Origin of the sequence: Brevundimonas sp. UYEF29 (assembly GCF_040546195.1) — a bacterium.
GTDB lineage: Bacteria > Pseudomonadota > Alphaproteobacteria > Caulobacterales > Caulobacteraceae > Brevundimonas > Brevundimonas huaxiensis.
Map to the genome: position 1 here is coordinate 1 of NZ_JBEPNH010000006.1, position 24,102 is coordinate 24,102.

A 24,102-nucleotide genomic window follows, 5' to 3' on the forward strand; every position below is an offset into this window, starting at 1 on the left:
GTCGCAACCCGCTACGATCGCTGTCCGACCGTCTTCCTGTCCGCCATAGCCCTCGCCGCCACCGTCCTGTTCTGGCTATGAGTCCTGAGCCTAGGGAGCCATCACCGCAGGCTTCCTTGCCAAATCAATTCTGTAGCTGGCGGCGCCTACTGCGAGCGGAATCGGCTCGAAGCCATGCGTCTCCCATTCGGAAAGGAAAAGTTCAGCCGCCGCATCCCCTTGAATGCCGCCGTCGATCGGACAGGTGAAGTTCACCAGGAGACAGTCGCCTGACGGCGACAGGGCCTGCCCGACCCGCTCGGCCAGTTCCACGATTTCCCGGGCGCTCAGAAAGTAGAGGACTTCCGACAATACGATCAGATCGAACACGCCGTCAGGCCAGGCGGCGGGCAGTTCCGCCTGCTGATAGCTGATGTTCGGCAAATCCGCCGTGCGCCGGCGCGCCTCCTCAAGCGCGATGTTGGATACGTCGACACCCAGTAGGTGGTCGCAACGAGAGGACAGCAAGCGCGTCAGCTCGCCGATGGAACATCCGACTTCCAACCCGCTGTTGTAACGGTCTCGCGGGAGAGCGTTCAGCGTCGCCTGATACTTCTCCCGCTCATAGGCGGAGGCGGCGAAATTCCATGGGTCGATGTTCTCGGCATAAAGAGCATCGAACCGATCGCGGCGCTCAGACATGGCCGCCTCCTCGGATGAAAATTTCTGGGCTTTCAAGGAAGTGCTGCTGCGTAGAGGCGTCCATCACGAACCCGTCCGGATCGTCATGGATTAGGCGTGTCATCTGTGAGCGGTGCGCCGCCAGGGCGGCCCGCTTGCAGCGACCGAATTCCCCGACCTCGAAACGGCGGATCGCTTCGCCTCGTCGCAGGCCTCGCTGCGTGAATCGGCCCCAGACCGGAAACCGCCAGAGCCGCAAGCGGGGCCGCTCCGTAACCACATCAATGGCCAGCCGGGCGGCGCGGCGATGATCGACGTGAGGGTCGCCTTCCCACGTGGTCCACAGAGCGGAAACCGCTTCGTCATCGACAAGCCTCACCAGCTTGTCGGCATAGGCGCGGCGCTGGCCGACGCTCAGCGGACCCTGGTCGGGGTGATTGAGATGGACGACGCGGCCATGCCCCTGTGTGAGTTGGGACACCGCCTCGGCCACCTCTTCGCGCCGGAGGGCCGCGAGACGAATCCGGGGATAGGCGCGGGATCGAGGATGCGACCCCGCGCCATCGGTCAGAACGGCCACGATGACGCGCACGCCCGCGGCGCACGCCGCCGCGATCGCCGCGCCGCAGCCCAAGGTCTCGTCGTCCGGATGTGGGCTCAGCACCAGAACGGCGCCTGGCCCCGTCAAATCAGTCAGAGCAGCGGAGGGCGCATCCTGGGCGAGACGCAACACCTGCCCCTCGGCCAGCGGCGTCACCATGCCTGGGCCCAATGCCGGTCCATAATCCTCGCGGCGCGGATCAGCTTGGCGTCCGGAGCCGCCTGGCGGATGAACAGGGACAGATCGCGCCGCACCCGTTCGATGGGTGATCCTATCCCATGCGCCATCGTTCCCAGGCTCTTTTCGGCCAGCGCCAGCACCTCGACGCACGCCTCTTCGGTGAACTGACGTGCCAGCAGGACGTCGGCTACGGCGATCTCGACGGCGCTTTCGGAGCCCGGATCGCAGGTCTCGACCTGTTGGGCTGCGGCCCGGATGCACGCGGCCATGGCCCGGCATAGGGCGGCGGCGCGCCCCAGCCGCGTCAGCTGCAGGGGATCGTCCAGGCGCCCGCGCGAGGACAATGCGTCGCGCCACAGATCGACCAGGGCCTCTGCGCCGCCCAGATGCGCGGCGCAATACCGCCAAACGCCGCCCTCGAAATGCGGCTCGCGCTGATAGTCTCCGGCCTGGCCCAGGCGATGATCCGCCTCGATCCGCAACCCGTCGAACCGGAACCGGCCCGACGCCGTGGCCCGCATGCCGCTGGCCGTCCACAGTTCGGCGTCCTGGCGCACCGGGTCGGAGACATCGATCACGGCCAACTCGGCCGGACCTTCTCCGCTCCCCGCCTCGCGCAGCGTCACCACGGCGTAGCCAACCTGTCCCAGGCCCGACGCGAACAGCTTCTCGCCGTTCAGGACCAGGCCGACGCCGTTTCGCTCATAGGCAAGCGGGCGCGGGCCGTCGGCCCCCCACACGCCCATCAGGGCCCCCTGCCCCACCGCGCCGAACACGGATTCCTGAACAGCCGGCGCCCCATACAGATCCACCAGCCGCACTGCATTGACATGCCCCTCGAACAGTCGCGCGACCGAGAGATTGGCGCGGCCCAGCCGTCGCAGGATAGAGAACAGGTCTTCAACGCGCGCAGCATCAATCGCTAGACTCTCCCCGCCATACGCCCGGGGCAGGCAGGCCTGGGTCAGCCCCGCCTCGGCCAGCCACGCCATCTCCCAACTCAGCCCCTCTGGGTCGCTCTCCGCCGAGGCGGCGCGATCGGCGATGGCGCGGATCAGGCCCGTCAGACTGCAGGTTTCCGTCTCGGTCGGATGGGCAGTCTCGTCATGGGCCAGGCTCATGCGCGCAGCCCTTCCGGGTTACCGCCGGCCGCCGCCATATCCCGCAGCGCCTCCAGCCTCGGCGCTTCGGCCGCCATTTCGTCCCAGGTCATGCGACTGTGGCGCGCCAGTCGGGGCGCCGTGGCCTCCACGAAGGCCCACAGGGCGCCGAAGCCGGTGAAGATGGGCGCGGCATCGATCTCGGCGACCGTCATGCCCGCCTCGGCCATAAGCGCCGCCTGATGGGCGGGACTGGACAGCGCCCCGCGCAGCCGAGCCCGCAGCGATGCACGCAGCCACACCGTGTCGGCCGGCTCCACGGTTTCGTCGCACAGGTGCACGTCCCCCGCGATCCGGGCGGCGATGGTATCGGCCATGCCGCCCGCGGCTCGCCCCTTGATCCGACATGAGGTCACCACCCGCGCGGCGTCCGAGTAAATCACCGGCAGGTCGTGCTCGAGAAACAGCCGGACCAGGGCCCGATCCTCGCCGCAGGGCCTAAGCGGCGCACCCCCGACTCGTTCATAACCCTGCGCCGTCATGGCCAGGCTGGCGCCAGACTGCTGTCCGTGGAAAGGCCACGGGTTGAGCGGGTCCGGGTCCAGCAGACTGGTCAGTTCACGCGCCGTCTCGCCGTAGCGGGCCTCCACATCGCCGCGCCGCACGATGTCGGCGGGCAGTTGGGCGTATTCCGCGGCCTCCAGACTGACGGACCCGCACACCATCGCCGCCCGCCCGGACGTGAGCGGCGACAGGCTTTCGCGCACCCAATCGGGATGCGGACAGCTGTCCGCGTCGGTGGTCAGCATATAGCCCGCCGAGCCCACGATCTCACGCGCCAGGTCCAGAGCGCGCCGACGCGCCATGCCGGCATGGGCCAGTCCAAGGGGGAAAACAGTTTGGACGATCCGTATGTCCATTCCGGACTTCGCAGCCCAGGCCTGCGCCCCCTCAGCCGTGCGGTCCTCGCTGTTGTTGACCAACAGGACGATCACGCCCGGCTTGGGCCAGCCGCTCATGGCGACGGCGCAGGCCGTCAGGCAGGCGATGATGCGGTCTTCTTCATTCCGCGCCGGAATGGCGATGGCGTAACGCGCCGCGCCCGATGAACCCGACACGCGTCAACCCTTGGCGTCGAGATCAACCCCGGCCTCGCGCGGCCAGTGGCGCAACGCGCGGCAGGCCTTGAGGAAGGTCGCGGCGTCCGCCTTCGCCTTCAGCGGCACGCACGCCTCGTCCAGGTCGTCGGCCAGGCCGGTCTTGTCGAACAGCACCGCCGCCTCGGCCGAATAGCCGATGAACTTGCAGTGGGCGAAGGCGTCGGTGACGAAATCCTTGGCCGCGGCGTCCCCGGCCAGAAGCGCCGCGCCGTCCTTGGAGGCGATTACCGCAACGGCGTCGAACAGGACCGAAGGCCCGCCGTCGATCTTCTGCTGGGCGGGCACGTGGGTTCCGTCCGACAGGGTGACGCCTGCGATCTTGGGCGCCACCACCTCCAGCACGGCCTTCTCCTTCGCCACCGCCGTCTTCAGGGCCGTGAACAGGTCCGCGTCGGCGCCGTCCGTCAGCAGCACGCCGAGCTTGCGTCCCTCGAAACTGTCTGGCCCGTTCTTGAGGATGCTGAGGGCGTCGGACGGCGGCAGGTCCACAACCTTGGCCGCCGCCTTGGCGGGCTTGGGCACGTCGAGCCCCAGGCCGTCGGCGACCGTCGCGGCAAGACCCTTGTCGATATGGATCAGGTGCGACACTACCCGTGCGCGAATGTCCTCGCGCTCGCATTTGGACAGCTCGAACACCAGGGCGTCGCCGATGTGCTTCTGCTCGACCGGCGTCTGGCTGATGTAGAACTGCCGGGCCTGGCTGTAGTGGTCGGCGAAACTCTCGGGCCGCAGGCGGACCTTCGGGCCTTCGTCGGAAGCGGCGAAACTGCGGAAACCGCGCACCGGGTCCTCGCGCGGGCCGCCCTCAGGCCCCCAGCTGTTGGGTTCATAGTTGGCGCGGCCCTTGGGGTTGCGCATGGCCATGTGCCCGTCCTGCTGGAAATGGGCCATCGGACATTTGGGCGTGTTGATCGGGATGTGGGTGAAGTTCGGGCCGCCCAGTCGCTTCAGCTGGGTGTCCAGATAGGAGAAGTTGCGGCCCTGCAGCAGCGGATCGTTCGAGAAGTCGATGCCCGGCGGCACGTTCTGGGTCATGAACGCCACCTGCTCGGTCTCGGCGAAGAAGTTGTCGACCACCCGGTCCAGCACCAGCCGCCCGACGATCCGGACCGGAACCTCCTCCTCCGGGATGATCTTGGTGGGGTCCAGGACGTCGAAGGCGAACTTTTCGGCGAACGCTTCGTCAAACAGTTGGACGCCCAGTTCCCATTCGGGAAAATCGCCCTGCGAGATCGCGTCCCACAGGTCACGCCGGTGAAAGTCGGGATCGGCGCCGTTGATTTTCACCGCCTCGTTCCAGGCCACCGACTGCAGGCCCAGCTTGGGCTTCCAGTGGAACTTCACGAAGGTTGAGCGGTCGTTCGCGTCCAGGAAGCGGAAGGTGTGGACGCCGAACCCCTCCATGAAGCGGTACGAGCGCGGAATGGCCCGGTCCGACATGGTCCACATGATCATGTGGAAGCTCTCGGGCGTCAGGGAGATGAAGTCCCAGAAATTGTCGTGGGCCGATTGCGCCTGCGGGAAGGCGCGGTCGGGCGCCTCCTTCACCGAGTGAACCAGATCCGGGAATTTGATCGCGTCCTGGATGAAGAAGACCGGGATGTTGTTGCCGACCAGGTCCCAGTTGCCTTCCGTCGTATAGATCTTGACCGCGAAGCCGCGCACGTCGCGGGCCAGGTCGAACGACCCCTTGGCCCCCGCCACGGTTGAGAAGCGCACGAAGGCGGGCGTGCGCTCGTCGACCCGCTGGAATACGTCGGCGCGGGTGACGTCCGACAGGGATTTGGTCAATTCGAAATAGCCGTGGGCCGCATAGCCGCGCGCATGGACGACACGCTCGGGAATCCGCTCGTGGTCGAAGTGGAAGATCTTCTCTCGGAAGTGGAAGTCCTCCATCAACGCCGGGCCCCGCGCGCCGTGGCGCAAGGTGTTCTGGTCGTCCGCGACCGGCGCGCCCTGGGATGTGGTCAGGGTCTCAACGTCTGCGCTCGCCGTCTGATGAAGTTCGCCTGCCGCGCCGCGCGTTTCAGCAGAGTTAGCCTTATCAATCGGCCGATCTGTCGCTTTCGTCTTTCTCGCCACGGTTATTTCCTCTCCCAGCCCAGAACAGGAGGGCGACGGGAGGACTATTGTCTTTATTGTCCCCCAGAACGCGCTTCCGACAACTTATACGCGCCAGACAAGGCGAAGTTCCTGGACGGCTTCCGGGCGTTTCTCAGTCGCCCCCCGCCTGAAGCGTGTGACGATCCTGTTCTCGCAACCAATTGTGGGCGCGCGTCGCCGCAAGCGCGCCCTGGCCCATGGCCACGCTGATCTGGTCCAGGCCCTGGACCACGTCGCCGGCGGCGAAGAAGCCCGGCATGCCGCTGTCGGCCAGAGCCCTGTCCGGCACACACCCGCCCTCCTCAAGGTCGATCCCCAATTGAGCGGCCAGTTCCGAGCGCGGCCGGCATCCCAAGGCCGGATAGATGACATCGAACGACGAAGGCGCCTTATGGCCCCGCAAACGCACCTCCATACGATCCGAATGGGGCTCCAGCGCTTCCAGTTCTCCGGTGACGACCGTAATCCCTGCGCGGCGCATTTCTTCCGCCTGTTCCGACGTCAGCTCGGGGTGGCTGAGCGGCATGAGTGTGATGTGAGGCGAATACTGCCGCAGGAACAACGCCTCCGCCGCACCATCGCTGTCGCAGCCGATCACCCCGATTCTGGCGTCGGTATGCTCATAGCCGTCGCAGATCGGGCAATATCGCAGCACCCCGTCCTTGATCGCCTGTTCATGGACATCATGGTCCAGGTCGACGTGATTGAGCTGGATGCCGGTCGCCAGGATCACCGCGCGGGCCGTCCATAGACGCCCGTCCGAGGCGGTCAGCCGAAAACCGTCGCCGGACGTCTCCAGACGGGCGATCTCCGCCTCCTCGATCCGCGCCCCATAGCACGTGGCGTGGCGGGTCATCCGGTCGATCAGTTCCGGGCCGTCGACGCCGTCTGGAAAGCCCGGCGCATTGTGCGTCGTGGGAATCCTCAGGGCACGGCTGCAGCCGTCATGCACCACGACGACATCGCGATGATACCGCCCGAGATAGAGGGCCGCCGTCAGGCCGGCCGGACCTGCGCCGACCACAACCACCTCCGCCATTGCGCCCATACCTGCCATAAACAGCCCCACCCCGGATGATCGAAGACGACGGCTGTCGCTGGACAGCGGTCTGTGCCGGGCACAACGGCAGAGCCCTCCACGCGTTCCCGCTCTGGTCGTTGCTCCACCGGCCCGGCCGGCGCTCGACGCTCCGGCCGACAGGCGCGCCGCCCGCTGTCGATCAGGCCTTGTCGCGTATCCGCATAGAGCCCCCGCCGCCGGTCTGGACCTCGAACCGGCCCGTGGCGCGGATCAGGTCCGACAGCTTGGCGTGCCCATAGGTGCGCTGGTCGAAGTCGGGTAGGCGTTACGGAGGCGGTCGCCCAGACCGCCGACGGAAACCCATCCGTCGCTGTCCTCGTCCATGTCGGCGATGACGGTGGCGGCCAACCACTTTTCCACATGATCGGCAAACACCACGAGCAGACCGGCGACGTCATCACCAACAATCACGCGTGCGGGATTGGCCTGCGATGTTCAACGACCCACATCCTTGCACACCTGCTGGAGCTGGCGATACTCGTGGCCCAAAACACCCTCGCCGCTGAGCTGAGCGAGCGTCGCCGCGCATGACGGCTTGGGCTTAGGCCGAGTACAGGAATACACAGGCCACGCCACGAACATCAGGAGAAGTATGATTCCGACGATCGGGCCGCCGTTGTTTTGCTGCTGACTCATGTTTGCCGCTCCTGTTTTGAGACCGGAAAACCCTAACGCACACTTCCAAAATGCTACGTAAACGCTGTCGCCGTATATGCGTCATCCAGTCAGCTTTCGGAGATGGCGGCGAAGGCGGACAAACCCTTGCGGAAGGTGTTGGCGGAGAATCTCCGCCGCTATCGCGCCAATCGCGGGCTGAGCCAGGAAAGCCTCGCCGACGAGGCCGGACTGCACAGAACCTTCGTCGGCGCCGTGGAGCGATCCGAGCGCAACATCTCACTCGACAACATCGAGAAGCTGGCTGGAGCGTTGAAGGTCTCGCCCTATGAATTGCTCCGACCAAAGGCGGACCCATTGATCGTCCGCCCGACGCCCGGCTGAGTTGGCGGCTTAGCAGCCTAGCCGCAGGCCAACCGCGAACCCGGCCAAACCCCGCAGGATTTCGCCGCCCATGGCCCCAAGTCGACGACGCGCGACAGCGTGCTCGGCTTCGCCGATAGAGGCCCTCAGCTTGGCCATGTTCTCTTGGAACCGCGCCTCCAGGTAGGCGTCCTGGCGCGCGCGCCATGCTGCCCGCGCAGCTTCCTCGGCCTTTGCGACCAGCGCCGCCTTTTGCTCCGCTGTAAGGGGCGGAACGCGGCGCTTGCCGAAGGCGGGCGGGGTCGGTCGAGGTGTCGGTTGAAACGGCATGAGCCGACCAACGCTTCCTTCCACGGCGAAGTCCAGTCGTCACCAGGATCGCTGGACGACCGTCAGATCGGGCTTCGTCGTGATCCACCCCAGGAACTGGCTGGTGGCGTCGACTTGGTCATCATGCTTCGCGCGAGGGAAGGAGATGAGTTCCTTCACATACTCATCAAGCCATGGCGCATGATCCGGCAGGTGGACCGCCCCGCGTTGGAATATCGGTGTGGACGCCCAAAGCCGGGAGACCTTGCTTTGGACCGGCGGGACGAGCTCCAGATCAACATCGGGACAGGCCTGCCGGACCTGTTCCGCGACCAGCTCCATCCCATTGACCTTCTCAAGCAGGATGACCCGGCGAGTGGTGGGATATTTGTTCCATAGATTCGCCATGGCGGTGACGAGATCTCCCCCGGAGAAACGGCCCCTGACGATGTCTCCAAGGTAGTAGTCCTTGCCGCGCACGATCCAAACCGTACCCACGGACCAGTCATTGTTGTCGCCTGTTCCGAATGCCGTGTCCCAACTGAACACAACCTCATCGTCCATCGTGGCCCTGAACGGCGCGCGGTACCGTTGCAGCCATTCGAGCTTGACGACGTTGCCGCCCGGCATGACGGGCGATTGCTGATATTGCGCCTGGAAGAAATCCTCGCCCATGCTTTCGCGGATCGCCGCCAGCGTCTCCATGGACTCGAACCGAGGATTTAGCGGCTCGCCAATCTCACGCGTCCAAGGCACCCCACGACCGGCGTCGAGCACCTGACGTTCCGTGGCGGTGGCGGGCAGATTGAGGTGTGTCCACCCGCCCGCCTCCAAAAGACGGCCCGACAGATCATCGACGTGCAGGCGTTGCATGATGACGATGATGCATCCGGTTTCCTTGCGATCCAGTCGGGACAGGGCAGTGCTTTCGAACCATTCGTTGACCCGCGTGCGAACTGTGTCGGACCGCGCGTCCTCGGGCTTGATCGGATCGTCGATGATTAAAAAGTCGCCGCCGAATCCGGTGATGGGACCGAAGACCGTGGTTCCGAACCGTTTGCCCCGGTGCTTCATCAGGGTGAAGTCGGCGTCCGCGTTGGCCCTCGGGTTGATCCGCGTGGCCGGGAACACCCGCTTGTAATCGGCCGTCTCCATCAGGGCCTTGGAGCCCCGGGCGAAATCCTTTGTCAGAGCCTCCGAGTAGGTGATGTTGATGATTTTGCGGCTGGGATCGCGACCGAGGAGCCACGTCGGAAAGACGATCGAGGCGAACTCTGATTTCAGGTTCCGCGGCGGCAGATTGATGATCAGCCTCTTGGTTTCGCCCGTGGCGCATTTGGTGAGCGCCGCCGCTAGGGCATGAAGATGCCAGCCGGATATGAGTTTCTGGCTGGGATGCAACTGGGACCACGCCCAGACGAAATAACCCATCAGGTCGGCTCGAAGGGCCGCGTCATACTCGGCGCGCGTGAAGGCCGGGACGCCCATCAAACGTCCTCCCCACGCTCTCCGCGCGCCATCAACATCTTACTGGCGATGGCTTCGAGAAGCTTGGCCTCATCGGTCGACAGCGCGTCGTCCGCCTCCTCGGCGAATTGTTCCGGCAGAGTGGTCTTGATCAGGCTGACGAACAGGGCAGCGTCTTGGGTCTTGCCCGTCAACGCCTGCGACATGAGCCGGGTCAGGACGGCCTCCTTGGCGGAGACCTGGCGCGGCACGCCCTTGATGGAGATGGTGACAGGCTGGTCCAGGATTTCCTGCAACAGCGTGCGCATGGAGCGCGCGCCCCTGGGACGTCCCGCCGGATTGCCGGACTTCCCCTTGGCGAACTGCGAAGCTCGCGGCGGTTTGCCGAAGCCGGCCACGTAATCGGCCTCGTCGGCGCGGGCCTTCTGCTCGTCGGTCATTGGACGGCGTTTCGCGGACCTCGCCATTAGAGGATCGCCCACATGCTGTCCGGACCGGGTTCCGAAACTGGATTCCCCGTTTCGCTTTGGCGTCGAGACCGAACTTCCGAAAAGGCTTCGCCGGTTTCCGCTAGCGTGGGCTCCTCGCCGGTCTCCGCGATGAACCGGCGCAGCGTCACATCGACATACTTCGGGTCGATCTCGATCAGGCGGGCGATGCGGCCCGTGCGCTCAGCCGCGATCAGGGTCGTGCCGGAACCGCCGAACGGATCGAGGACGATCTCTCCCTGATGGGTGACGTCCAGTATCGCATCGACGATCATGGGCAGCGGCTTGACGGTCGGGTGGAAGGACAATGCTTCAGCCCGACCGGCGCCCAGGCTGGCGTATCCCGGATAGTTCCAGACGTTCGACCTGTAGCGGCCATTGCTCCCCAGCCCGAAGGTGTTGACGTTGGGCGCGTCGCCGAGCTTCCAGATCGTCAGGAGTTCGTGCTGCGACCGATAGAAGGCTCCCATCCCGGCGTTGTCCTTGGCCCAGACTACAAGCTGCTTGAGCTCTCCGAAGACGGCCTCGCCGGCGGCGATCTGATCGGCGACATGGCGTCCGTCGATGAAGGCGTAAAGTAGGGCGCCGTCGACGCCGTGCTGCTTGCAATGGTCGAACACCTGGCGTTGGAACTCGATGAACTCCGCCCGCGTCATCTCTCCCGACGCCATGGCGAATTCGCCGTGCCGCACCTTGCCGAGCCCCGAGACGTTCCCGGAAATCCGGACATTGTAGGGCGGATCGGTCAGGATCAGCCTGACCCGCCCTCCGGCCAACAGCAGGACGTAAACGGCGCCGTCACGGCTGTCGCCGCAGACGATGCGGTGGTGCCCGCATAACCAAACATCACCCAGTTGCGTGACCGGAGCGCCGCCATCGTGGTCGGGAACTTCATCCTGCAGGGCGCCGACATCGTCGGCCAAGGTGACCCGATCCACGAAGACCTGGTCAAAGCCGGTGAAATCCAGCGAGAACTCGATGTCGGGATCGGCCAGGAGGGCGATGAAATCGGCGCGAAGGACAGCCTCATCCCACTGCGAATGTTCGCCGATCCGGTTCAGCGACATCTGCAAGGCGCGCAGTTCGTTCGGCGTATAACCGCTGACGCGGATCACGGGGATGGTGTCGTGACCGAGCCGTTTCGCCGCCTCCAAGACCGCGTTGCCGTCCAACACGATATTGTCGTCGGTGACCAGGATCGGCCTGACGACATCGAAGCGTTCGACCGCTCCGATCAGACTGGCCAGTTGGCGTTGACCATGTTTACGCTGGGGACGCGGGTCCGGCTTCAATGAACCCACGGCCACATATTCGATCGCCATGGTCTGATTCGTTCGGCGTGGACTGACCTTGCCGCCCACGCGCGTGACAGGAGCGCAATGCTTAGCCACGAGCGCCTCCTGTCGGCACGTTTCCCTGCTCAATAGACGTCAGCCAGGCTGGTCCGTTCGTTGTCTTCGACATCACATCTCTCCACGCTGCGGAGGGGCCTCCGCAGTTTCAAAAGTTTCAGTTTTGATGTGAGAGGGACCGGCGGTCCCTGAGCGTGAATGCCGAGGCGACGCCCCTGCGACATCAATCCTGCACGTGCGGATCGGCGGTTTTCAAGTCAGGCGGAAAACTTTCCGCCGGCTGCGGGCCGGCCCGATCAGGCCGGCCCCGGCCAATCCGATAGCGATCGGCCTGGTGAGCTTCATGCGGGTTCGCCGCCATCCCCACCACCGCGCTCGATCCGCCCCGGCGTGCGGCGTCTCCCGCGGTCCCCGCGCTTATCGGGTCCGGGTCCCCATCGTCGCAATCGTTCAGGCTGCCTCGGGCGGCAAGGTGGATGTCATCTCGGTGATTGTCTGGAACTCGGTCAGGAATTCGGGACGATGCTGCATGAGGTAGCGAACCACTCGGGCGTTCCCGAGTAACTTGACCAGATAGCCCTTGATGACAGTCAGATGCAGATGGTCCTGGCCGTAAGTCTCCTGAATCGACGTGATCGCCTCCTGGAGTCGCGCCAACTCATTTTCCATCCGAGCCACGGCTTCGGGAGTGATGCCCTTGATGTTTTTCGGTTTCGATCCATCCGCAAGCTGCGCCTGCGGCGTCCCGGCCAGGATCGCTGAGGCGTAGGCGACCGAATAATTGTTGGCGTTCACGAGGAGTTCCGCAGCCTCGATCTGCCGCAGAGGATTCATTTTTCGTAGAATTTCGAATACCGCCATCGGACAAGGTTTATCTTTGAGAATGGCGACCGTTTCGTCACAGATTCCGTTCAGCATCCGGACCTTGCGACGAATGGACTCTGGATTGACATCCAGTGCTTTGGCGATCTTTTCCTCCGGAACGCCACGCTCTATGGCTCGGCGGATCATCTTGTGCTCTTGAACCGATGACAACCGGCTGATCCGCTTGTTGTAGGTAAAGGCTTCGTCGTCAGTGGAAACCAGGCATTCGACCTGTTCGATGCCCAAATCCTTCAAAACCTCGATACGAACATGACCGTCCAGCAAGAGATAGGTGTCTGAATGTGCGAGATCTCGGGCCACCACAGGCGGCTCGACGAGACCGACTTCACGGATTGAGGCGGCGATCTGCTGATACTTCTTGCTGGATTTCGTGGACGTCCGAAGCACCCGTACAGGGAGAAGGGCGCTCACTGACAAGATCACGCAGTTGTCCTCAAAACCGTGCGTGACGATTTGCGAGGGGTCACGCTCTTTCCTCGTCATGGATCCGTCCTCGAACGTTCCTCAAGGTAGCCAGGCATTGCCTTGAGGTCTTCGGCGCGCAGCAACGTCAGGAAGTTCTCGTCGGTCCGAAGTGCGCGGAACGCCTCCGTGACGAAAAGGAGTCTTCCCTGGGTCAGTTCCGCCTTCTTGACGAGCAGCTTCTGGCGTTCCGCTTCCTGGCGTGACGTGCCCCTGAGAATTTCCTCCACGCGGAGCTAGAGTCCGGCCCTTGAAAGGACGGACGGAATGAAACGAGCGAGATTCACGGAAGAGCAGATCATCGGGATCCTGCGGGAGAACGAGGCGGGTGCGAAGGCGGGCGAGCTGGCGCGCAAGCACGGGGTATCCGAGGGCACGATCTACGCCTGTAAGGCCAGCGCCACGGCCCTGTCGGCCAGCTTCACCGATCCTTCCCTGTTCCGGTCGGGCTGGGAGTTCGCCGCCTTCTTGAGCCTGGTCCCGCGACAGAACTCCTCCGGCGGCAAGGACCGGCTGGGTCGCATCTCCAAGATGGGCGACGGCTATCTGAGGAAGCTGCTGGTGGTCGGGGCGACCTCGGTCATCCGCCGCGTGCGAACAGGCGTGTCCCTTGCCGCGGCCGATTGGGTGCGCACCCTGCTCGAACGCAAACCCGCCCGCGTGGTCACCGTGGCCATGGCCAACAAGACCGCCCGCATCGTCTGGGCGGTCATGACCCGAGGAGACGTCTACAGGCCGCCCATCGCGGTCTGAATGAGATCGCGGCGGCCACAAGGTCGTCGCCCCAACCTGCAGAGGGACGAATGAGAATGACGGTGACGATCTGAACGCGGCCGCAAGCCGGGAAAACCCGAGGTGCTGTCGGAGCTTTGTGCTCGCTTGCCTGAAAGGGACCCGATCCGCGGACTCCATCAGGGCCAGCGGTCATCCACACTGCGTCAACAGGCCGGCCAGATGACCGCACCCCGCAGATCACCCCCTCAAACTCAAAATTACTTCTTGCAGATCAGGGGCTGTCCGCAGGTGACGGCATCAATCTGTGAGATCGCAGGATCCGCTGCCCAGTCGAGCTTGCTCAAGGTCTTTGCCATCACACCAGCGCCGATTATGTGGTCACCTTCCTGTTCTGGGCCATCGGCTACGTGTGTGGAATTTGTCCGGCTGGTGCTATTGAGAGACGCGATGCTAAAGACTCCGCAGTGCGCCGACTGGCGGGCAAACCGATGACGAGTTTACGAGCGAAACTCCTGCTCGCAATCCTCCGTCTCGTGAACGCGCGAAAGGCGTTCACTGACGGCGAAAACTTCCTTGCAGATGCGCTGGAGAAGCAGAAGAACGGACCGGCGCTGCCTGGCCGGCGTCTGCGGCGCAAGTTCCTGATCCGGGACAAACAGATCGCGGGGGTGCGAAGCTTTATAGTGCAGCCGCGCGAGAACGCGTCGGCGCACCGGATCCTCTATCTTCATGGAGGCGCCTATGCGTGGGACCTGATTTCCCTGCACTGGACGATCATCGAAGACCTCATCGCGCTCACGGGGGCCAGCGTCACCGTTCCGATCTATCCGCTGACACCGACGACAGGCTGGGAAGCCGCGCATGATGCGGTCAGGCGCGTCTATGGCCATCTGGTGGATAAGAGCGCCGCCGGCACGATTACCATCATGGGCGATTCCGCAGGCGGCGGTCTCGCACTAGCGGTAACGATGGCCCTGCGCGACGATGCACGCCCGATGCCGGGCTCGTTGGTGCTATTTTCTCCCTGGCTCGACGTGACCCTGTCCGATCCGGAACAACGCGCGCTGGCTCCCCGAGATCCAATCCTCGCGCCGCCGGGACTGTTGGCGGCGGGAAGGGCCTATGCGAATGGTGTGTCCCCGCAGGATTCGCGCGTCAGCCCCCTGTTCGGTTCCTTCGACGGCCTGCCGCCCGTCGCCATTCTATCCGGCACACGCGATCTCCTAAATAGCGACGCTCGCCGTGTCGCGCGCCGCGCGCCAGGGGTCGTGCAGATGTTCGAGTATCCGGATATGCCCCATGTCTGGGTCGGCTTGCCCATTCCCGAGGCACATCAGGCCCTGCAGCAGGCCGCAAACTTCGTTAAGTTGAATACAGTCACTTCACACCGATTATACTCTGCGGCGAGTGAATAGGCGATTTCGACAGAGATTTTATATCGTCGGCTGCTATATCCTGACTTTTTATCCCGCCTCGGCTTTGCTCTGTCCGGGTTGCCAGCGGTGCGCTTCGCCTTGCCCAGGGCGGCCGCCGGGCGACATGCTTTGCCTTCCAGGACAGGCCATGTTGCACCTTCGGTTCAACACGTCGAACGAGAATGGAATTGTCGCGGCGGGGCCGCTCGGGCGGGCGAGCATGCCGCCACACCGGTGTGGTCGCTAACTTGACCTACTGGCCTGGCGTACATGTTGGTACTGCATCGGTCGCATAGGTTGCAGGGTCCAACTTATTGTCCGTGGTGGTCACCTGTTCTGGGGCCGGCGGAGGTCTAAAGGCTCTAGGAGCCTAAAACGGAACGCTTTCGGACCGTTTGCGTTAACAACCCATGATGAAGGCGGCGACCAACGATCTCGTGCTGCAACCGCGCCCTGCCCAAGGCGGTCGTCCGCCCCATGAGATTGCCGCCAAGCTTGAGACCCACATCCTGAGCATCGCGCTGCAACTCATGTGTGCGAACGATCTGGAAAGCGTCACGATCGACGCCGTGGCCCGGGCCGCCCACGTGTCCAAGCGCACTCTCTATGCGCGCTTTCCGACGCGACAGGCCCTGTTTCTGGCTGTGTTGAACCACGCTGTGGAACCCCGCTTGGCGCCGCTGCGTCGGCCGCTGCCGGATGAGGACTGGCGCAGCGGACTCGCCTCTCTGCTCTCTGAGATGCTCGAGGTCTCGGCAGGAGCCGAACTGCGGGCCATCGAGCGCCTGTTGCTGTGGGCGCGCGATCACGACCCCGATCTGGTGCGATCCATGTTCGCCCGTTCGAGCGGTCAGCCCGTGCGTGTCATCGCCGCGATCCTCGGCGGGGCGGCGGACCGTCATGAGTTGGAGGCGCCCGACATCGAGCGCATCGCCACTATTCTGTTTGAAGCCGCCGTCGTCGGCCCGCGTCGGCGGATGTTGTTCGGCGTCGACCCCCACGAGACCGCAGAGGACCGTCGCCGCCATGTGGCGGCGGTGGTCGAGCTTTTCCTCGGGGCCGCCTCGGCTCCTTCGCCTTTCCAACAGGAGTGTTCCGATGCCAACCTATGATGTCGCTGTCGTCGGCGCGGGCCATAACGCCCTGGTCAGCGCCTGCTATCTTGCCAAGGCGGGCAAGAAGGTGGCGGTGCTGGAACGCAGGCCGGTGATCGGCGGCGCGGCCTGCACCGAGGAAATGTTCGGCGGCTACAAGGTCGATATAGGCTCCTCGATCCATGTGCTTTTCCCGACCACGGGCATCATGGAGGACCTTGGTCTCGCCGAGCACGGTCTTGAATATATTGAGTTGGACCCATGGGGCTTTTACCCCATTCGGGGCACGGACAAGGCCATCACCTTCTACCGTAGCCTGGACAAGACCTGCGACAGCATTGCGGCGATCAATCCGCGCGACGCCGAAACCTATCGCGAGTTCATGACCACCTGGGCCGACGTCCAGCGGCTGATATGGCCGGCGATGTCGGCGCCGCCCCAGATGGGACAGACGATCGCCTCTGTGATCAAGGCGGCCTTCTCCCGACCTGGGGCGGTGCGCACCGCGCTCAAGGCCGACGACCTCGTGCGCCAGGTTCTGATCGATTCCACCCGGCTGCTTGAGGAACTGTTCGAGAGTGAGGAATTGAAGGCCGCCCTGGTCTGGCTGGGGGCGCAGAATGGCCCACATCCGGACGCGGCCTCCAGCGCCACCATCCTGGGCCACTACGGCATGATCCACGAGGACGGCGCCTATCGCGCCATCGGCGGCTCGGGCATGGTCTCGGTCGCCCTGGGCCGCGCCTTCGAAGCCATGGGAGGGACGATCCTGACCAATGCGGAGGTGGAAAAGGTTTCGAGCCTCTCCTCGACGGACGGCGCCCGCTTCGAGGTCCGCGCCGGCGACCAGACGGTTCAGGCCAAGACCGTCCTGTTTGGATGCCACGTCCAGACCGCCTTGTTGAAGCTGCTTGATCGCGATCTGGTCGAGCCGAACCTGGTGCGCCGGCTCGAGGCGCTGAAGGTGATGAACGGGTCGGGCTTCATGGTGCGCCAGGCGGTTTCGGAATTGCCGGCGTATGCGGGCCAGGCGCTCAACACCCGTGGGGTGGGCGAATGCCATCACGGCATGCAGTTGCTGTGTCCCACCGTCGACACCCTCACGCGATCGATGAACCTGGGCCGTGTTGGCCGCACGCCCGACTATCCGCCGGTGATGCAGATGAGCTTCACCGCCGTTGATCCGACCCTGGCGCCCGAGGGCAAGCACCTGCTCTACAGTTGGTCCTCCTATCATCCCTACCATCTCGACGGTGAGAACTGGGATGACATCGCCGAGCGCGAAGCCGACAAAATCTGGGACGTGGTCTGCGAATACACCCCCAACATGAAGGGCAAGCTGATCGATCGCTACATCCAGTCGCCGCTGGAGATCGAGCGCCGGATCGGCCTCGTCCAGGGCGACGTCACCCATCTGGAAATGAGCATGGACCAGATGTTCGGTTTCCGACCCCTGCCAGACCTGGCCGGTTATAAGACAACGATCGACGGCGTCTATCTGACCGGCGCCAGTACCCATCCGGGCGGCGGCGTCTGGGGCGCCAGCGGACGCAGCGCGGCCAAGGTCATGCTCAAGGATCTCCGATGAAGGTCGCCAAGACGAGCTGACGACGTCCTATCTCGGTCCCTCGGCACCTCGCATCGCACTTCGGTTCCGCAGTTGCTCAGCGAACAGGATGCCGGTGTCCGTAGGATCGTACACGTCTTGTAAGGCAAAAGCCTCTTGCAGATTTTTTGGAATCCACCAGGCGACTCGTCTGTCGGCCCCACCAACCTGTTGCGTGACGGCGAACTTGCTGGCGCGGTCGATCGGGACGAGCAGATAGAGCGTGCCTTTCGGCGGTCTGCGCCTCGGCGATATTCAGACCCTTAACACACGAGCCACGCTAAACTGGTCAGGCAAGCGGTGCGTGGCGTCGGCTCGTCGATCCGCCTGATGATTGACACGCCGCCTCGCCGTCAGTTTGAGCTTTGCGGGAGCAGATCGAGCCGGTAGGCAGGCTCGCCTCTCTTCACGCCGAGATCGCCCATGCACCTTCTCAAGTCCCGTGAGATGTTCGCTCGCTCCAAGGTCGAGCTTTGGGCCGGCGCGGGCCTGGCCGTGGTCCTAGCGTTCTTCCTGATCAGCGGCGTCATCGCCTACGCCAACATTCAGGACCTGCGCTCGAACAATCAGAGAGTCGTCCACACCCACTCCGTCCTGATCGGCGCCGACGATCTGCTGAGCGCGGTCCAAGACGCCGAGACGGGGCAACGCGGCTACATCCTGACCGGCGACGAGCGCTATCTGGAGCCCTACGACCGCGCCATGGCCGTCGTGGACGAGCGTTTGGACAGTCTGGCGGAGCTGACCCGAGCCAATCCGCGCCAGCAAGCCAATATCGCGCAGCTGCGCCGCAACGTCGCCGCCAAGACGGACGAACTGCGCGAGACGGTGGCGCTGCGCCGTAACAAGGGGTTCGCGCCCGCGCTGGCCGTCGTCGCGACCGATCGGGGCAAGACGGAGATGGAGGCCATCCGGGAGCGGGTCGCCGCGGTGCGGGCCGAGGGTCTGCGGCAGCGGCAGGACTGGCTTGCGCAGATGGAGGTCGCGTATCGAACGGCCGTCCTGAGCGGGATCCTGTCGGCGCTGCTGGGCGGCGTCCTGACCGTGAGCGTCTTTCTGCTGATTCGCCGCAGCGCCCGCGCGCGGGCGCGGCAGGATTGGCTGCGATCGGGCCAGGTCGGTCTGGCCGAGGCCGTCAGCGGCGACCTGACGCTGGAACAGCTGGCCGACAATGTCCTGGCCTTCCTGTCGCGTTACGTCGGCTCGCAGGCGGCGGTGCTGTTCGCCGGCCAGGGCGACCGCTTCCAGCGGGCCGGCGCGCTCGGCGTTCCCGCCGACGCGCCGACGCCGGAGACCTTCCGCCTCAAGGAAGGGTTGCTCGGCCAGGTCGCGGCCGACGGCCGTCCGGTGCTGCTGTCCGAGGTGCCGGAAGGCTATCTGACCATCGGTTCGGCCCTGGGCCGCGACACCCCGCGGCACCTGCTCATCGCCCCGGCCCGCGTCGACGGGTCGGTCAACGGCGTGATCGAACTCGGCTTCCTTCATCCGCCGGGCGCCCTCGTGAGGGAACTGCTTGAGGCGGCCGCCGACGCGGTCGGCGTGGCGCTGCGGTCCGCACGCTATCGCTCGGAGCTGCAGGACGCGCTGGAGGAAACCCAGCGCCAGGCCGAGGAGTTGCAGGTGCAGAGCGAGGAGCTGCGCGTCTCCAACGAGGAGCTGGAGGAGCAGGGCCGGGCGCTGAAGGAATCCCAGGTCCGCCTCGAACAGCAGCAGGTCGAACTCGAACAGACCAACAGCCAGCTCGAGGAGCAGGCCCAGACCCTCGAGACGCAGCGCGACGACCTGGAGAAGGTCGGCGCCGACCTGGCGCGTCAGGCCCGGGACCTGGAGCAGGCCAGCCAGTACAAGTCGGACTTCCTCGCCAATATGTCGCATGAGCTGCGCACGCCGCTGAACTCGCTGCTGATTCTGGCCAAGCTGCTGGGCGACAACGCCGACGGCAATCTGACGGAGGACCAGGTGCGGTTCGCCCGCACGATCCAGGCCTCGGGCGACGATCTGCTGACGCTGATCAACGACATTCTGGACCTGTCCAAGATCGAGGCCGGTCACGTCCAGGTGCGCGCCGAGGGCGTCTCCGTCGAGCGCGTGGCCGCCGACCTTCGCCAGCTGTTTCAGCCGGTGGCGGAAACACGCGGCCTGGCGTTCGCCGTCGAGGTCGACGAGGCCGTGCCGGAAATCGTGGAGACCGACCGGCAGCGGCTGGAGCAGATCCTCAAGAACCTGCTGTCGAACGCCTTCAAATTCACCGAGACAGGCGGCGTACGCCTCTCCATCCGGCCCGACGGCGACGGCGTGGCCTTCGCGGTGAAGGACACGGGTATCGGCATCTCGCGTGACCAGCACGCGAGCGTGTTCGAGGCCTTCCAGCAAGCGGACGGCACCATCAGCCGCCGCTATGGAGGCACGGGTCTGGGCCTGTCGATCTCTCGGGAGCTGGCGCGGTTGCTCGGCGGCGCCATCGCGCTCGAGAGCAAGCCCGGCGAGGGCAGCACCTTCACCCTGACGACGCCTCGGATGTACGACCCTGACGCCGTGGCCGCGCGTCCCGTCCCTGCCAAGGCGCCCTCTGCAGGCGAGGAGCCGTCGCCGACCTTGTCGCCTGCCGCGACGCGCCCGGCCATGCCGCGGGCCATCGAGGACGACCGCGAGCGGATCGCGGGCGCGCGGCGCCTGCTGCTGGTGATCGAGGACGACGACCGTTTCGCCGCCATCGTCCGCGACCTTGCGCGGGAGCTGGGCTTCCAGTGCCTGGTGGCGAGCACCGCCGAGGAGGCGCTGGCGCTGGCGCGACGTCACGGCCCCAGCGCCATCGTCCTCGACATCGGCCTGCCGGATCAGTCCGGACTGACGGTGCTCGACAGCCTCAAGCGCGACGACCGTACGCGGCACATTCCGATCCACATCGTTTCGGCCGACGATCACAGCCAGACCGCCCTCGCCTTGGGCGCGCGCGGCTATACGATGAAGCCGGTCCGGCGCGAGGACTTGGCCGAGGTGCTGACAGACCTGGAGGAGACCCTGGCGCGCACCGTCCGCCGGGTCCTGGTGGTCGAGGATGATCCGGTCCAGCGCGACGCGGTAGAACGGCTGCTGGGCTCGAGCCAGGTCGAGATCGTCGGCGTCGGCACCGCGGCGGAATGCCTGGAGGCTCTAGCGCGTCAGACTTTCGACTGCATGGTGCTGGACCTGACCCTGCCGGACGCCTCGGGGTTCTCTCTGCTGGAGACCCTGAGCCAGGACGGCGACCGCGCCTTCCCGCCGGTGATCGTCTACACCGGCCGGGACCTGTCGCCCGAGCACGAGCAGCAGCTGCGGCGCTATTCCAGTTCCATCATCATCAAGGGGGCCAGGTCGCCGGAACGGCTGCTCGACGAGGTGTCGCTGTTCCTGCACCAGGTGGTGTCGGACCTGCCGCCCGAGCAGCAGCGGATGATCCAGAAGGCGCGCAACCGCGACGCCGTGCTGGAAGGTCGTCGCATCCTCGTCGTCGAGGACGATGTGCGCAACATCTACTCCCTGACGCAGGTGCTGGAGCCCCGGGGCGCCGTGGTGGAGATCGCCCGAAACGGCCAGGAGGCGATCGACGCCCTGGCCGCGGCCGAGGCCGATCCGGCCTTGGCCATCGACCTGGTGCTGATGGACGTGATGATGCCGGTGATGGACGGCCTCACGGCGACGACGAAGATCCGCGCCGACGCGCGCTGGGCCCAGTTGCCGATCCTGATGCTGACCGCCAAGGCCATGCCGGACGATCAGGCGCGTTGCCTGGACGCCGGCGCCAACGACTACATGGCCAAGCCGATCGACGTGGACAAGCTGCTGTCGCTGGTGCGCGTGTGGATGCCCCGGTGAGCCCCCTGCCCGCGCCCGACAGCGTCGAGGACCTCGAGATCGCGCTGCTGCTGGAGGGCCTCTTCCAGCGCTATCACTACGACTTCCGCCGCTATGCGCGAGCCTCGATCAAGCGCCGCCTGGTCCAGGCCCGCGAGCAGATGGGCTATCCCACGCTGTCGGCGTTGCAGGACGCGGTACTGCATAATCCCGGCATGTTGCCGCGCCTGCTCGGCTATCTGACGGTGCAGGTCAGCGAAATGTTTCGCGATCCGTCCTACTTCCGGGCGCTGCGCGAGACGGTGCTGCCGCACCTGCGCACCTATCCGTCCCTGAAGGTCTGGGTGGCCGGCTGCAGCCATGGGGAGGAGGTCTATTCGCTGGCCATCCTGTTCCGCGAGGAGGGGCTCTACGATCGCACCCTCTTTTATGCGACCGACATCAATCCCGAGGCGCTGCGCATCGCGGAGGCCGGCGTCTATCCGCTCGACCGGATGCGGACCTTCACCGAGAACCACCAGAAGTCCGGCGGGCGCTCGTCGCTGTCGGACTACTACACCGCCGACTACGGCCGGGCGGTGTTCGACAAGAGCCTGCGGAGCCGGGTCGTCTTCTCCGACCACAGCCTGGTGACCGACGCCGTCTTCGCCGAGATGCAGCTGATCTCCTGCCGCAATGTCATGATCTATTTCGACCGGGCGCTGCAGGACCGGGCGATCGGCCTGTTTCGCGACGCCCTGCCCCGCAACGGCTTCCTCGGCCTGGGGGCGAAGGAAAGCCTGCGCTTCTCCGCCCACGCCGACGCCTTCGGCGAGTTCGTGCGCGAGGAGAAGATCTACAGGAAGCGCGCGGCATGACGACGAACGAGACACGCGCCGTCGTCATCGGCGCCTCGGCCGGGGCGGTCCAGGCCCTGCTGAAGATCCTGCCCGCCCTGCCGGCGGAGTTTCCGGCGCCGGTGTTGGTGGCGGTGCATGTCCCGGCCGACCGGGACAACGTCCTCGCGCCTCTGCTGCAGTCGCGCTGCCGCGTTCGCGTCAAGGAGGCCGAAGACAAGGAGCCGGCCGCGGCCGGCGTGGTCTATTTCGCGCCCTCGGACTATCACCTGCTGGTCGAACGCGACGGAAGCCTGGCCCTGTCGTCGGACGAGCTGGTCAACTATTCCCGCCCGTCGATCGACGTGTTGTTCGAGAGCGCGGCCGACGCCTATGGCGCGGGTCTGACCGGGGTGATCCTGACCGGCGCCAACACCGACGGCGCCGCGGGGTTGCAGGCCGTGGCGACGGCGGGCGGTGAAACGATCGTCGAGGATCCGAGACAGGCCTACGCCTCGACCATGCCCGAGGCCGCCCTGGCCGCCTGCCCCGCCCGGGTCCTCGATCTCGACGCCATCGCCGACCACCTTGCACGGATGCCCGGATGACCCAGACCGACGATCCCATCCCCGTCCTCCTGGTGGACGATCTGCAGGAAAATCTGCTCGCGCTCGAGGCCCTGCTTCGGCGCGACGGCCTGACGTTCCTCAAGGCCCGCACCGGCGACGAGGCGCTGGAACTGCTGCTCGCGCATGACGTCGCCCTGGCGTTGCTCGACGTGCAGATGCCCGGCATGGACGGCTTCCAACTGGCCGAATACATGCGGGGATCGACGCGGACGCGCCACGTGCCCATCATCTTCGTCACGGCGGGCAGCGCGGACCACCAGCGACGCTTCCGCGGCTATGAGGCCGGGGCGGTGGACTTCATTCAGAAGCCGATCGAAGCCGACATCCTGAGCAGCAAGGCCGAGGTCTTCTTCGACCTCTTCGATCAGCGCCGCCAGATGTTGCGCCAGCGCGACGAACTCGAAGCCTACGCCGCCCAGTTGAGGGCGGCCGACCGCCGCAAGGACGAGTTCCTGGCCGTCCTGGGCCATGAGCTGCGCAATCCTCTGATGGCGCTGAGGGCCGGGCTGCAACTTCTGGAGCGCGAGGCGGACGGGTCCAAGGCCGGGGTGATCCGCGAACGGATGGGCACCCAGGTGCTGCATCTGTCGCGCCTGATCGAGGATTTGCTCGACGTGTCGCGCATCGACCAAGGCAAGATCGCCCTGCGTCTGGAACGCGTGTCGCTGCAGGCCGTGCTGGAGTCGGCGATCGACACAAGCCGTCCGAAGATCGACGCCGGGCTGCATGCGCTGACCGTGGAGCTGCCGGACGAGCCGGCGTGGATCGCGGGGGACTTCACGCGACTGTCGCAGGTCGTCAGCAACCTTCTGACCAACGCCGCCAAATACACCCCCGCCGGTGGCGAACTCCGGCTGTCGGCGGGACTGGAGGCCGACTTCGTCCAGATCGAGGTCGAGGACAATGGCGTGGGCGTCCCACCCGAGATGCAGGAGAGAATCTTCGCCCTCTACACCCAGGTTCCAGGCCCCGACACGCGGTCGTCCGAGGGGCTCGGCATCGGCTTGGCCCTGGTCAAACAGCTGGTGGAGCTGCACCGGGGCTCCATCGCCGTCTCCAGCGAGGGCGAGGACCAAGGCAGCCGCTTCACCGTGCGCCTCCCTCGTTCGGTCTGAGGCGCGCCACGCCGAACACCATCGGCCAACCCG

At 65.3% G+C, this 24,102-nt stretch carries 22 protein-coding genes and 2 pseudogenes; 11 read left to right on the forward strand and 13 right to left on the reverse strand.

Annotated features, from left to right (window positions below; translation table 11 throughout):
- Positions 1 to 81, forward strand: a pseudogene (locus tag ABIB58_RS10585) (IS5/IS1182 family transposase); the annotation flags it as partial.
- 9 nt (positions 82 to 90) lie between these two features.
- On the opposite strand, the gene ABIB58_RS10590 reads toward ABIB58_RS10585, so the two are convergent.
- The 7 genes from ABIB58_RS10590 to ABIB58_RS10620 all read right to left on the reverse strand — a co-directional run bounded on the left by ABIB58_RS10590 (position 91) and on the right by ABIB58_RS10620 (position 7,108).
- The gene (locus ABIB58_RS10590; protein WP_017504327.1) at positions 91 to 681 is read right to left on the reverse strand and encodes a class I SAM-dependent DNA methyltransferase; all 591 of its coding nucleotides are present in this window, start codon (positions 679 to 681) and stop codon (positions 91 to 93) included.
- Complete coding sequence (locus tag ABIB58_RS10595; protein WP_017504326.1) at positions 674 to 1,420, reverse strand: PIG-L deacetylase family protein; 747 nt, start codon at positions 1,418 to 1,420, stop codon at positions 674 to 676. Before ABIB58_RS10595 ends, ABIB58_RS10590 begins: the two co-directional genes overlap by 8 nt.
- Positions 1,414 to 2,562: an acyl-CoA dehydrogenase family protein gene (locus ABIB58_RS10600; protein WP_017504325.1), complete on the reverse strand. Its 1,149-nt coding sequence runs from the start codon at positions 2,560 to 2,562 to the stop codon at positions 1,414 to 1,416. Before ABIB58_RS10600 ends, ABIB58_RS10595 begins: the two co-directional genes overlap by 7 nt.
- Positions 2,559 to 3,659, reverse strand: coding sequence for a glycosyltransferase family 2 protein (locus ABIB58_RS10605; protein WP_017504324.1), 1,101 nt, complete (start codon positions 3,657 to 3,659; stop codon positions 2,559 to 2,561). Before ABIB58_RS10605 ends, ABIB58_RS10600 begins: the two co-directional genes overlap by 4 nt.
- Positions 3,660 to 3,662: 3 nt before the next feature.
- Positions 3,663 to 5,783 carry a catalase gene (katE, locus tag ABIB58_RS10610; RefSeq protein ID WP_017504323.1) on the reverse strand — a complete coding sequence of 707 codons (2,121 nt, stop codon included), beginning with the start codon at positions 5,781 to 5,783 and terminating at the stop codon, positions 3,663 to 3,665.
- Positions 5,784 to 5,916: 133 nt separating this feature from the next.
- Positions 5,917 to 6,843: an NAD(P)/FAD-dependent oxidoreductase gene (locus ABIB58_RS10615; RefSeq protein ID WP_200216375.1), complete on the reverse strand. Its 927-nt coding sequence runs from the start codon at positions 6,841 to 6,843 to the stop codon at positions 5,917 to 5,919.
- A 181-nt stretch (positions 6,844 to 7,024) separates the two neighbouring features.
- Positions 7,025 to 7,108: a hypothetical protein gene (locus tag ABIB58_RS10620; protein WP_320442865.1), complete on the reverse strand. Its 84-nt coding sequence runs from the start codon at positions 7,106 to 7,108 to the stop codon at positions 7,025 to 7,027.
- 137 nt (positions 7,109 to 7,245) lie between these two features.
- Here ABIB58_RS10620 and ABIB58_RS10625 point away from each other — a divergent pair, with 137 nt between their 5' ends.
- Entirely contained in the window at positions 7,246 to 7,416 is a 171-nt protein-coding gene (locus ABIB58_RS10625; protein WP_017504320.1) for a hypothetical protein, read from the forward strand.
- 240 nt (positions 7,417 to 7,656) lie between these two features.
- Positions 7,657 to 7,884 carry a helix-turn-helix domain-containing protein gene (locus tag ABIB58_RS10630; RefSeq protein WP_313015197.1) on the forward strand — a complete coding sequence of 76 codons (228 nt, stop codon included), beginning with the start codon at positions 7,657 to 7,659 and terminating at the stop codon, positions 7,882 to 7,884.
- Positions 7,885 to 7,893: 9 nt separating this feature from the next.
- Here the strand turns inward: ABIB58_RS10630 and ABIB58_RS10635 are convergent, their stop codons facing one another.
- The 6 genes from ABIB58_RS10635 to ABIB58_RS10660 form a co-directional block, all read right to left on the reverse strand.
- On the reverse strand, positions 7,894 to 8,193 hold the full coding sequence (locus tag ABIB58_RS10635; protein WP_017504318.1) for a hypothetical protein: 300 nt from the start codon (positions 8,191 to 8,193) through the stop codon (positions 7,894 to 7,896).
- A 39-nt stretch (positions 8,194 to 8,232) separates the two neighbouring features.
- Positions 8,233 to 9,660, reverse strand: a complete 1,428-nt coding sequence (gene terL, locus ABIB58_RS10640; RefSeq protein WP_017504317.1) for a phage terminase large subunit — start codon at positions 9,658 to 9,660, stop codon at positions 8,233 to 8,235.
- Positions 9,660 to 10,079, reverse strand: coding sequence for a DUF5681 domain-containing protein (locus tag ABIB58_RS10645; RefSeq protein WP_017504316.1), 420 nt, complete (start codon positions 10,077 to 10,079; stop codon positions 9,660 to 9,662). The genes terL and ABIB58_RS10645 overlap by 1 nt, the downstream gene beginning before the upstream one ends.
- A 26-nt stretch (positions 10,080 to 10,105) precedes the next feature.
- Positions 10,106 to 11,449, reverse strand: a complete 1,344-nt coding sequence (locus ABIB58_RS10650) for a DNA modification methylase (RefSeq protein ID WP_051034346.1) — start codon at positions 11,447 to 11,449, stop codon at positions 10,106 to 10,108.
- Positions 11,450 to 11,929: 480 nt separating this feature from the next.
- A complete protein-coding gene (locus ABIB58_RS10655; protein ID WP_026108293.1) occupies positions 11,930 to 12,847 on the reverse strand; it encodes a plasmid partitioning protein RepB C-terminal domain-containing protein in 918 nt (305 codons plus the stop codon).
- Positions 12,844 to 13,056, reverse strand: a complete 213-nt coding sequence (locus tag ABIB58_RS10660; protein WP_017504313.1) for a hypothetical protein — start codon at positions 13,054 to 13,056, stop codon at positions 12,844 to 12,846. The genes ABIB58_RS10655 and ABIB58_RS10660 overlap by 4 nt, the downstream gene beginning before the upstream one ends.
- 49 nt (positions 13,057 to 13,105) lie before the next feature.
- Between ABIB58_RS10660 and ABIB58_RS10670 the strand changes: the two are divergent.
- From ABIB58_RS10670 to ABIB58_RS10705, 8 genes and pseudogenes are all read left to right on the forward strand, one after another.
- A pseudogene (locus ABIB58_RS10670) lies at positions 13,106 to 13,579 on the forward strand (transposase); the annotation flags it as partial.
- A gap of 356 nt (positions 13,580 to 13,935) precedes the next feature.
- Positions 13,936 to 14,976, forward strand: coding sequence for an alpha/beta hydrolase (locus ABIB58_RS10675; protein ID WP_017504311.1), 1,041 nt, complete (start codon positions 13,936 to 13,938; stop codon positions 14,974 to 14,976).
- Between the two features lie 410 nt (positions 14,977 to 15,386).
- Positions 15,387 to 16,088 carry a TetR/AcrR family transcriptional regulator gene (locus ABIB58_RS10680; RefSeq protein WP_017504310.1) on the forward strand — a complete coding sequence of 234 codons (702 nt, stop codon included), beginning with the start codon at positions 15,387 to 15,389 and terminating at the stop codon, positions 16,086 to 16,088.
- Entirely contained in the window at positions 16,075 to 17,658 is a 1,584-nt protein-coding gene (locus tag ABIB58_RS10685) for a phytoene desaturase family protein (protein WP_017504309.1), read from the forward strand. The genes ABIB58_RS10680 and ABIB58_RS10685 overlap by 14 nt, the downstream gene beginning before the upstream one ends.
- A gap of 441 nt (positions 17,659 to 18,099) precedes the next feature.
- The gene (locus ABIB58_RS10690) at positions 18,100 to 21,531 is read left to right on the forward strand and encodes a response regulator (RefSeq protein WP_168189888.1); all 3,432 of its coding nucleotides are present in this window, start codon (positions 18,100 to 18,102) and stop codon (positions 21,529 to 21,531) included.
- The gene (locus ABIB58_RS10695; RefSeq protein ID WP_246846106.1) at positions 21,528 to 22,367 is read left to right on the forward strand and encodes a CheR family methyltransferase; all 840 of its coding nucleotides are present in this window, start codon (positions 21,528 to 21,530) and stop codon (positions 22,365 to 22,367) included. Before ABIB58_RS10690 ends, ABIB58_RS10695 begins: the two co-directional genes overlap by 4 nt.
- The gene (locus ABIB58_RS10700; RefSeq protein ID WP_017504306.1) at positions 22,364 to 22,933 is read left to right on the forward strand and encodes a chemotaxis protein CheB; all 570 of its coding nucleotides are present in this window, start codon (positions 22,364 to 22,366) and stop codon (positions 22,931 to 22,933) included. Before ABIB58_RS10695 ends, ABIB58_RS10700 begins: the two co-directional genes overlap by 4 nt.
- Positions 22,930 to 24,069: a hybrid sensor histidine kinase/response regulator gene (locus ABIB58_RS10705; RefSeq protein WP_017504305.1), complete on the forward strand. Its 1,140-nt coding sequence runs from the start codon at positions 22,930 to 22,932 to the stop codon at positions 24,067 to 24,069. Before ABIB58_RS10700 ends, ABIB58_RS10705 begins: the two co-directional genes overlap by 4 nt.
- Positions 24,070 to 24,102 lie beyond the last annotated feature (33 nt).

Bases quoted from the DNA above. Each gene is read 5' to 3' on its own strand.
- ABIB58_RS10590 (WP_017504327.1), bottom strand. From the start codon at position 681: ATGTCTGAGCGCCGCGATCGGTTCGATGCTCTTTATGCCGAGAACATC.
- ABIB58_RS10595 (WP_017504326.1), bottom strand. From the start codon at position 1,420: ATGGTGACGCCGCTGGCCGAGGGGCAGGTGTTGCGTCTCGCCCAGGAT.
- ABIB58_RS10600 (WP_017504325.1), bottom strand. From the start codon at position 2,562: ATGAGCCTGGCCCATGACGAGACTGCCCATCCGACCGAGACGGAAACC.
- ABIB58_RS10615 (WP_200216375.1), bottom strand. From the start codon at position 6,843: ATGGCGGAGGTGGTTGTGGTCGGCGCAGGTCCGGCCGGCCTGACGGCG.
- ABIB58_RS10625 (WP_017504320.1), top strand. From the start codon at position 7,246: ATGATCGGCAAACACCACGAGCAGACCGGCGACGTCATCACCAACAAT.
- ABIB58_RS10635 (WP_017504318.1), bottom strand. From the start codon at position 8,193: ATGCCGTTTCAACCGACACCTCGACCGACCCCGCCCGCCTTCGGCAAG.
- terL (WP_017504317.1), bottom strand. From the start codon at position 9,660: ATGGGCGTCCCGGCCTTCACGCGCGCCGAGTATGACGCGGCCCTTCGA.
- ABIB58_RS10645 (WP_017504316.1), bottom strand. From the start codon at position 10,079: ATGACCGACGAGCAGAAGGCCCGCGCCGACGAGGCCGATTACGTGGCC.
- ABIB58_RS10650 (WP_051034346.1), bottom strand. From the start codon at position 11,449: ATGGCGATCGAATATGTGGCCGTGGGTTCATTGAAGCCGGACCCGCGT.
- ABIB58_RS10655 (WP_026108293.1), bottom strand. From the start codon at position 12,847: ATGACGAGGAAAGAGCGTGACCCCTCGCAAATCGTCACGCACGGTTTT.
- ABIB58_RS10680 (WP_017504310.1), top strand. From the start codon at position 15,387: ATGATGAAGGCGGCGACCAACGATCTCGTGCTGCAACCGCGCCCTGCC.
- ABIB58_RS10685 (WP_017504309.1), top strand. From the start codon at position 16,075: ATGCCAACCTATGATGTCGCTGTCGTCGGCGCGGGCCATAACGCCCTG.
- ABIB58_RS10690 (WP_168189888.1), top strand. From the start codon at position 18,100: ATGCACCTTCTCAAGTCCCGTGAGATGTTCGCTCGCTCCAAGGTCGAG.
- ABIB58_RS10700 (WP_017504306.1), top strand. From the start codon at position 22,364: ATGACGACGAACGAGACACGCGCCGTCGTCATCGGCGCCTCGGCCGGG.
- ABIB58_RS10705 (WP_017504305.1), top strand. From the start codon at position 22,930: ATGACCCAGACCGACGATCCCATCCCCGTCCTCCTGGTGGACGATCTG.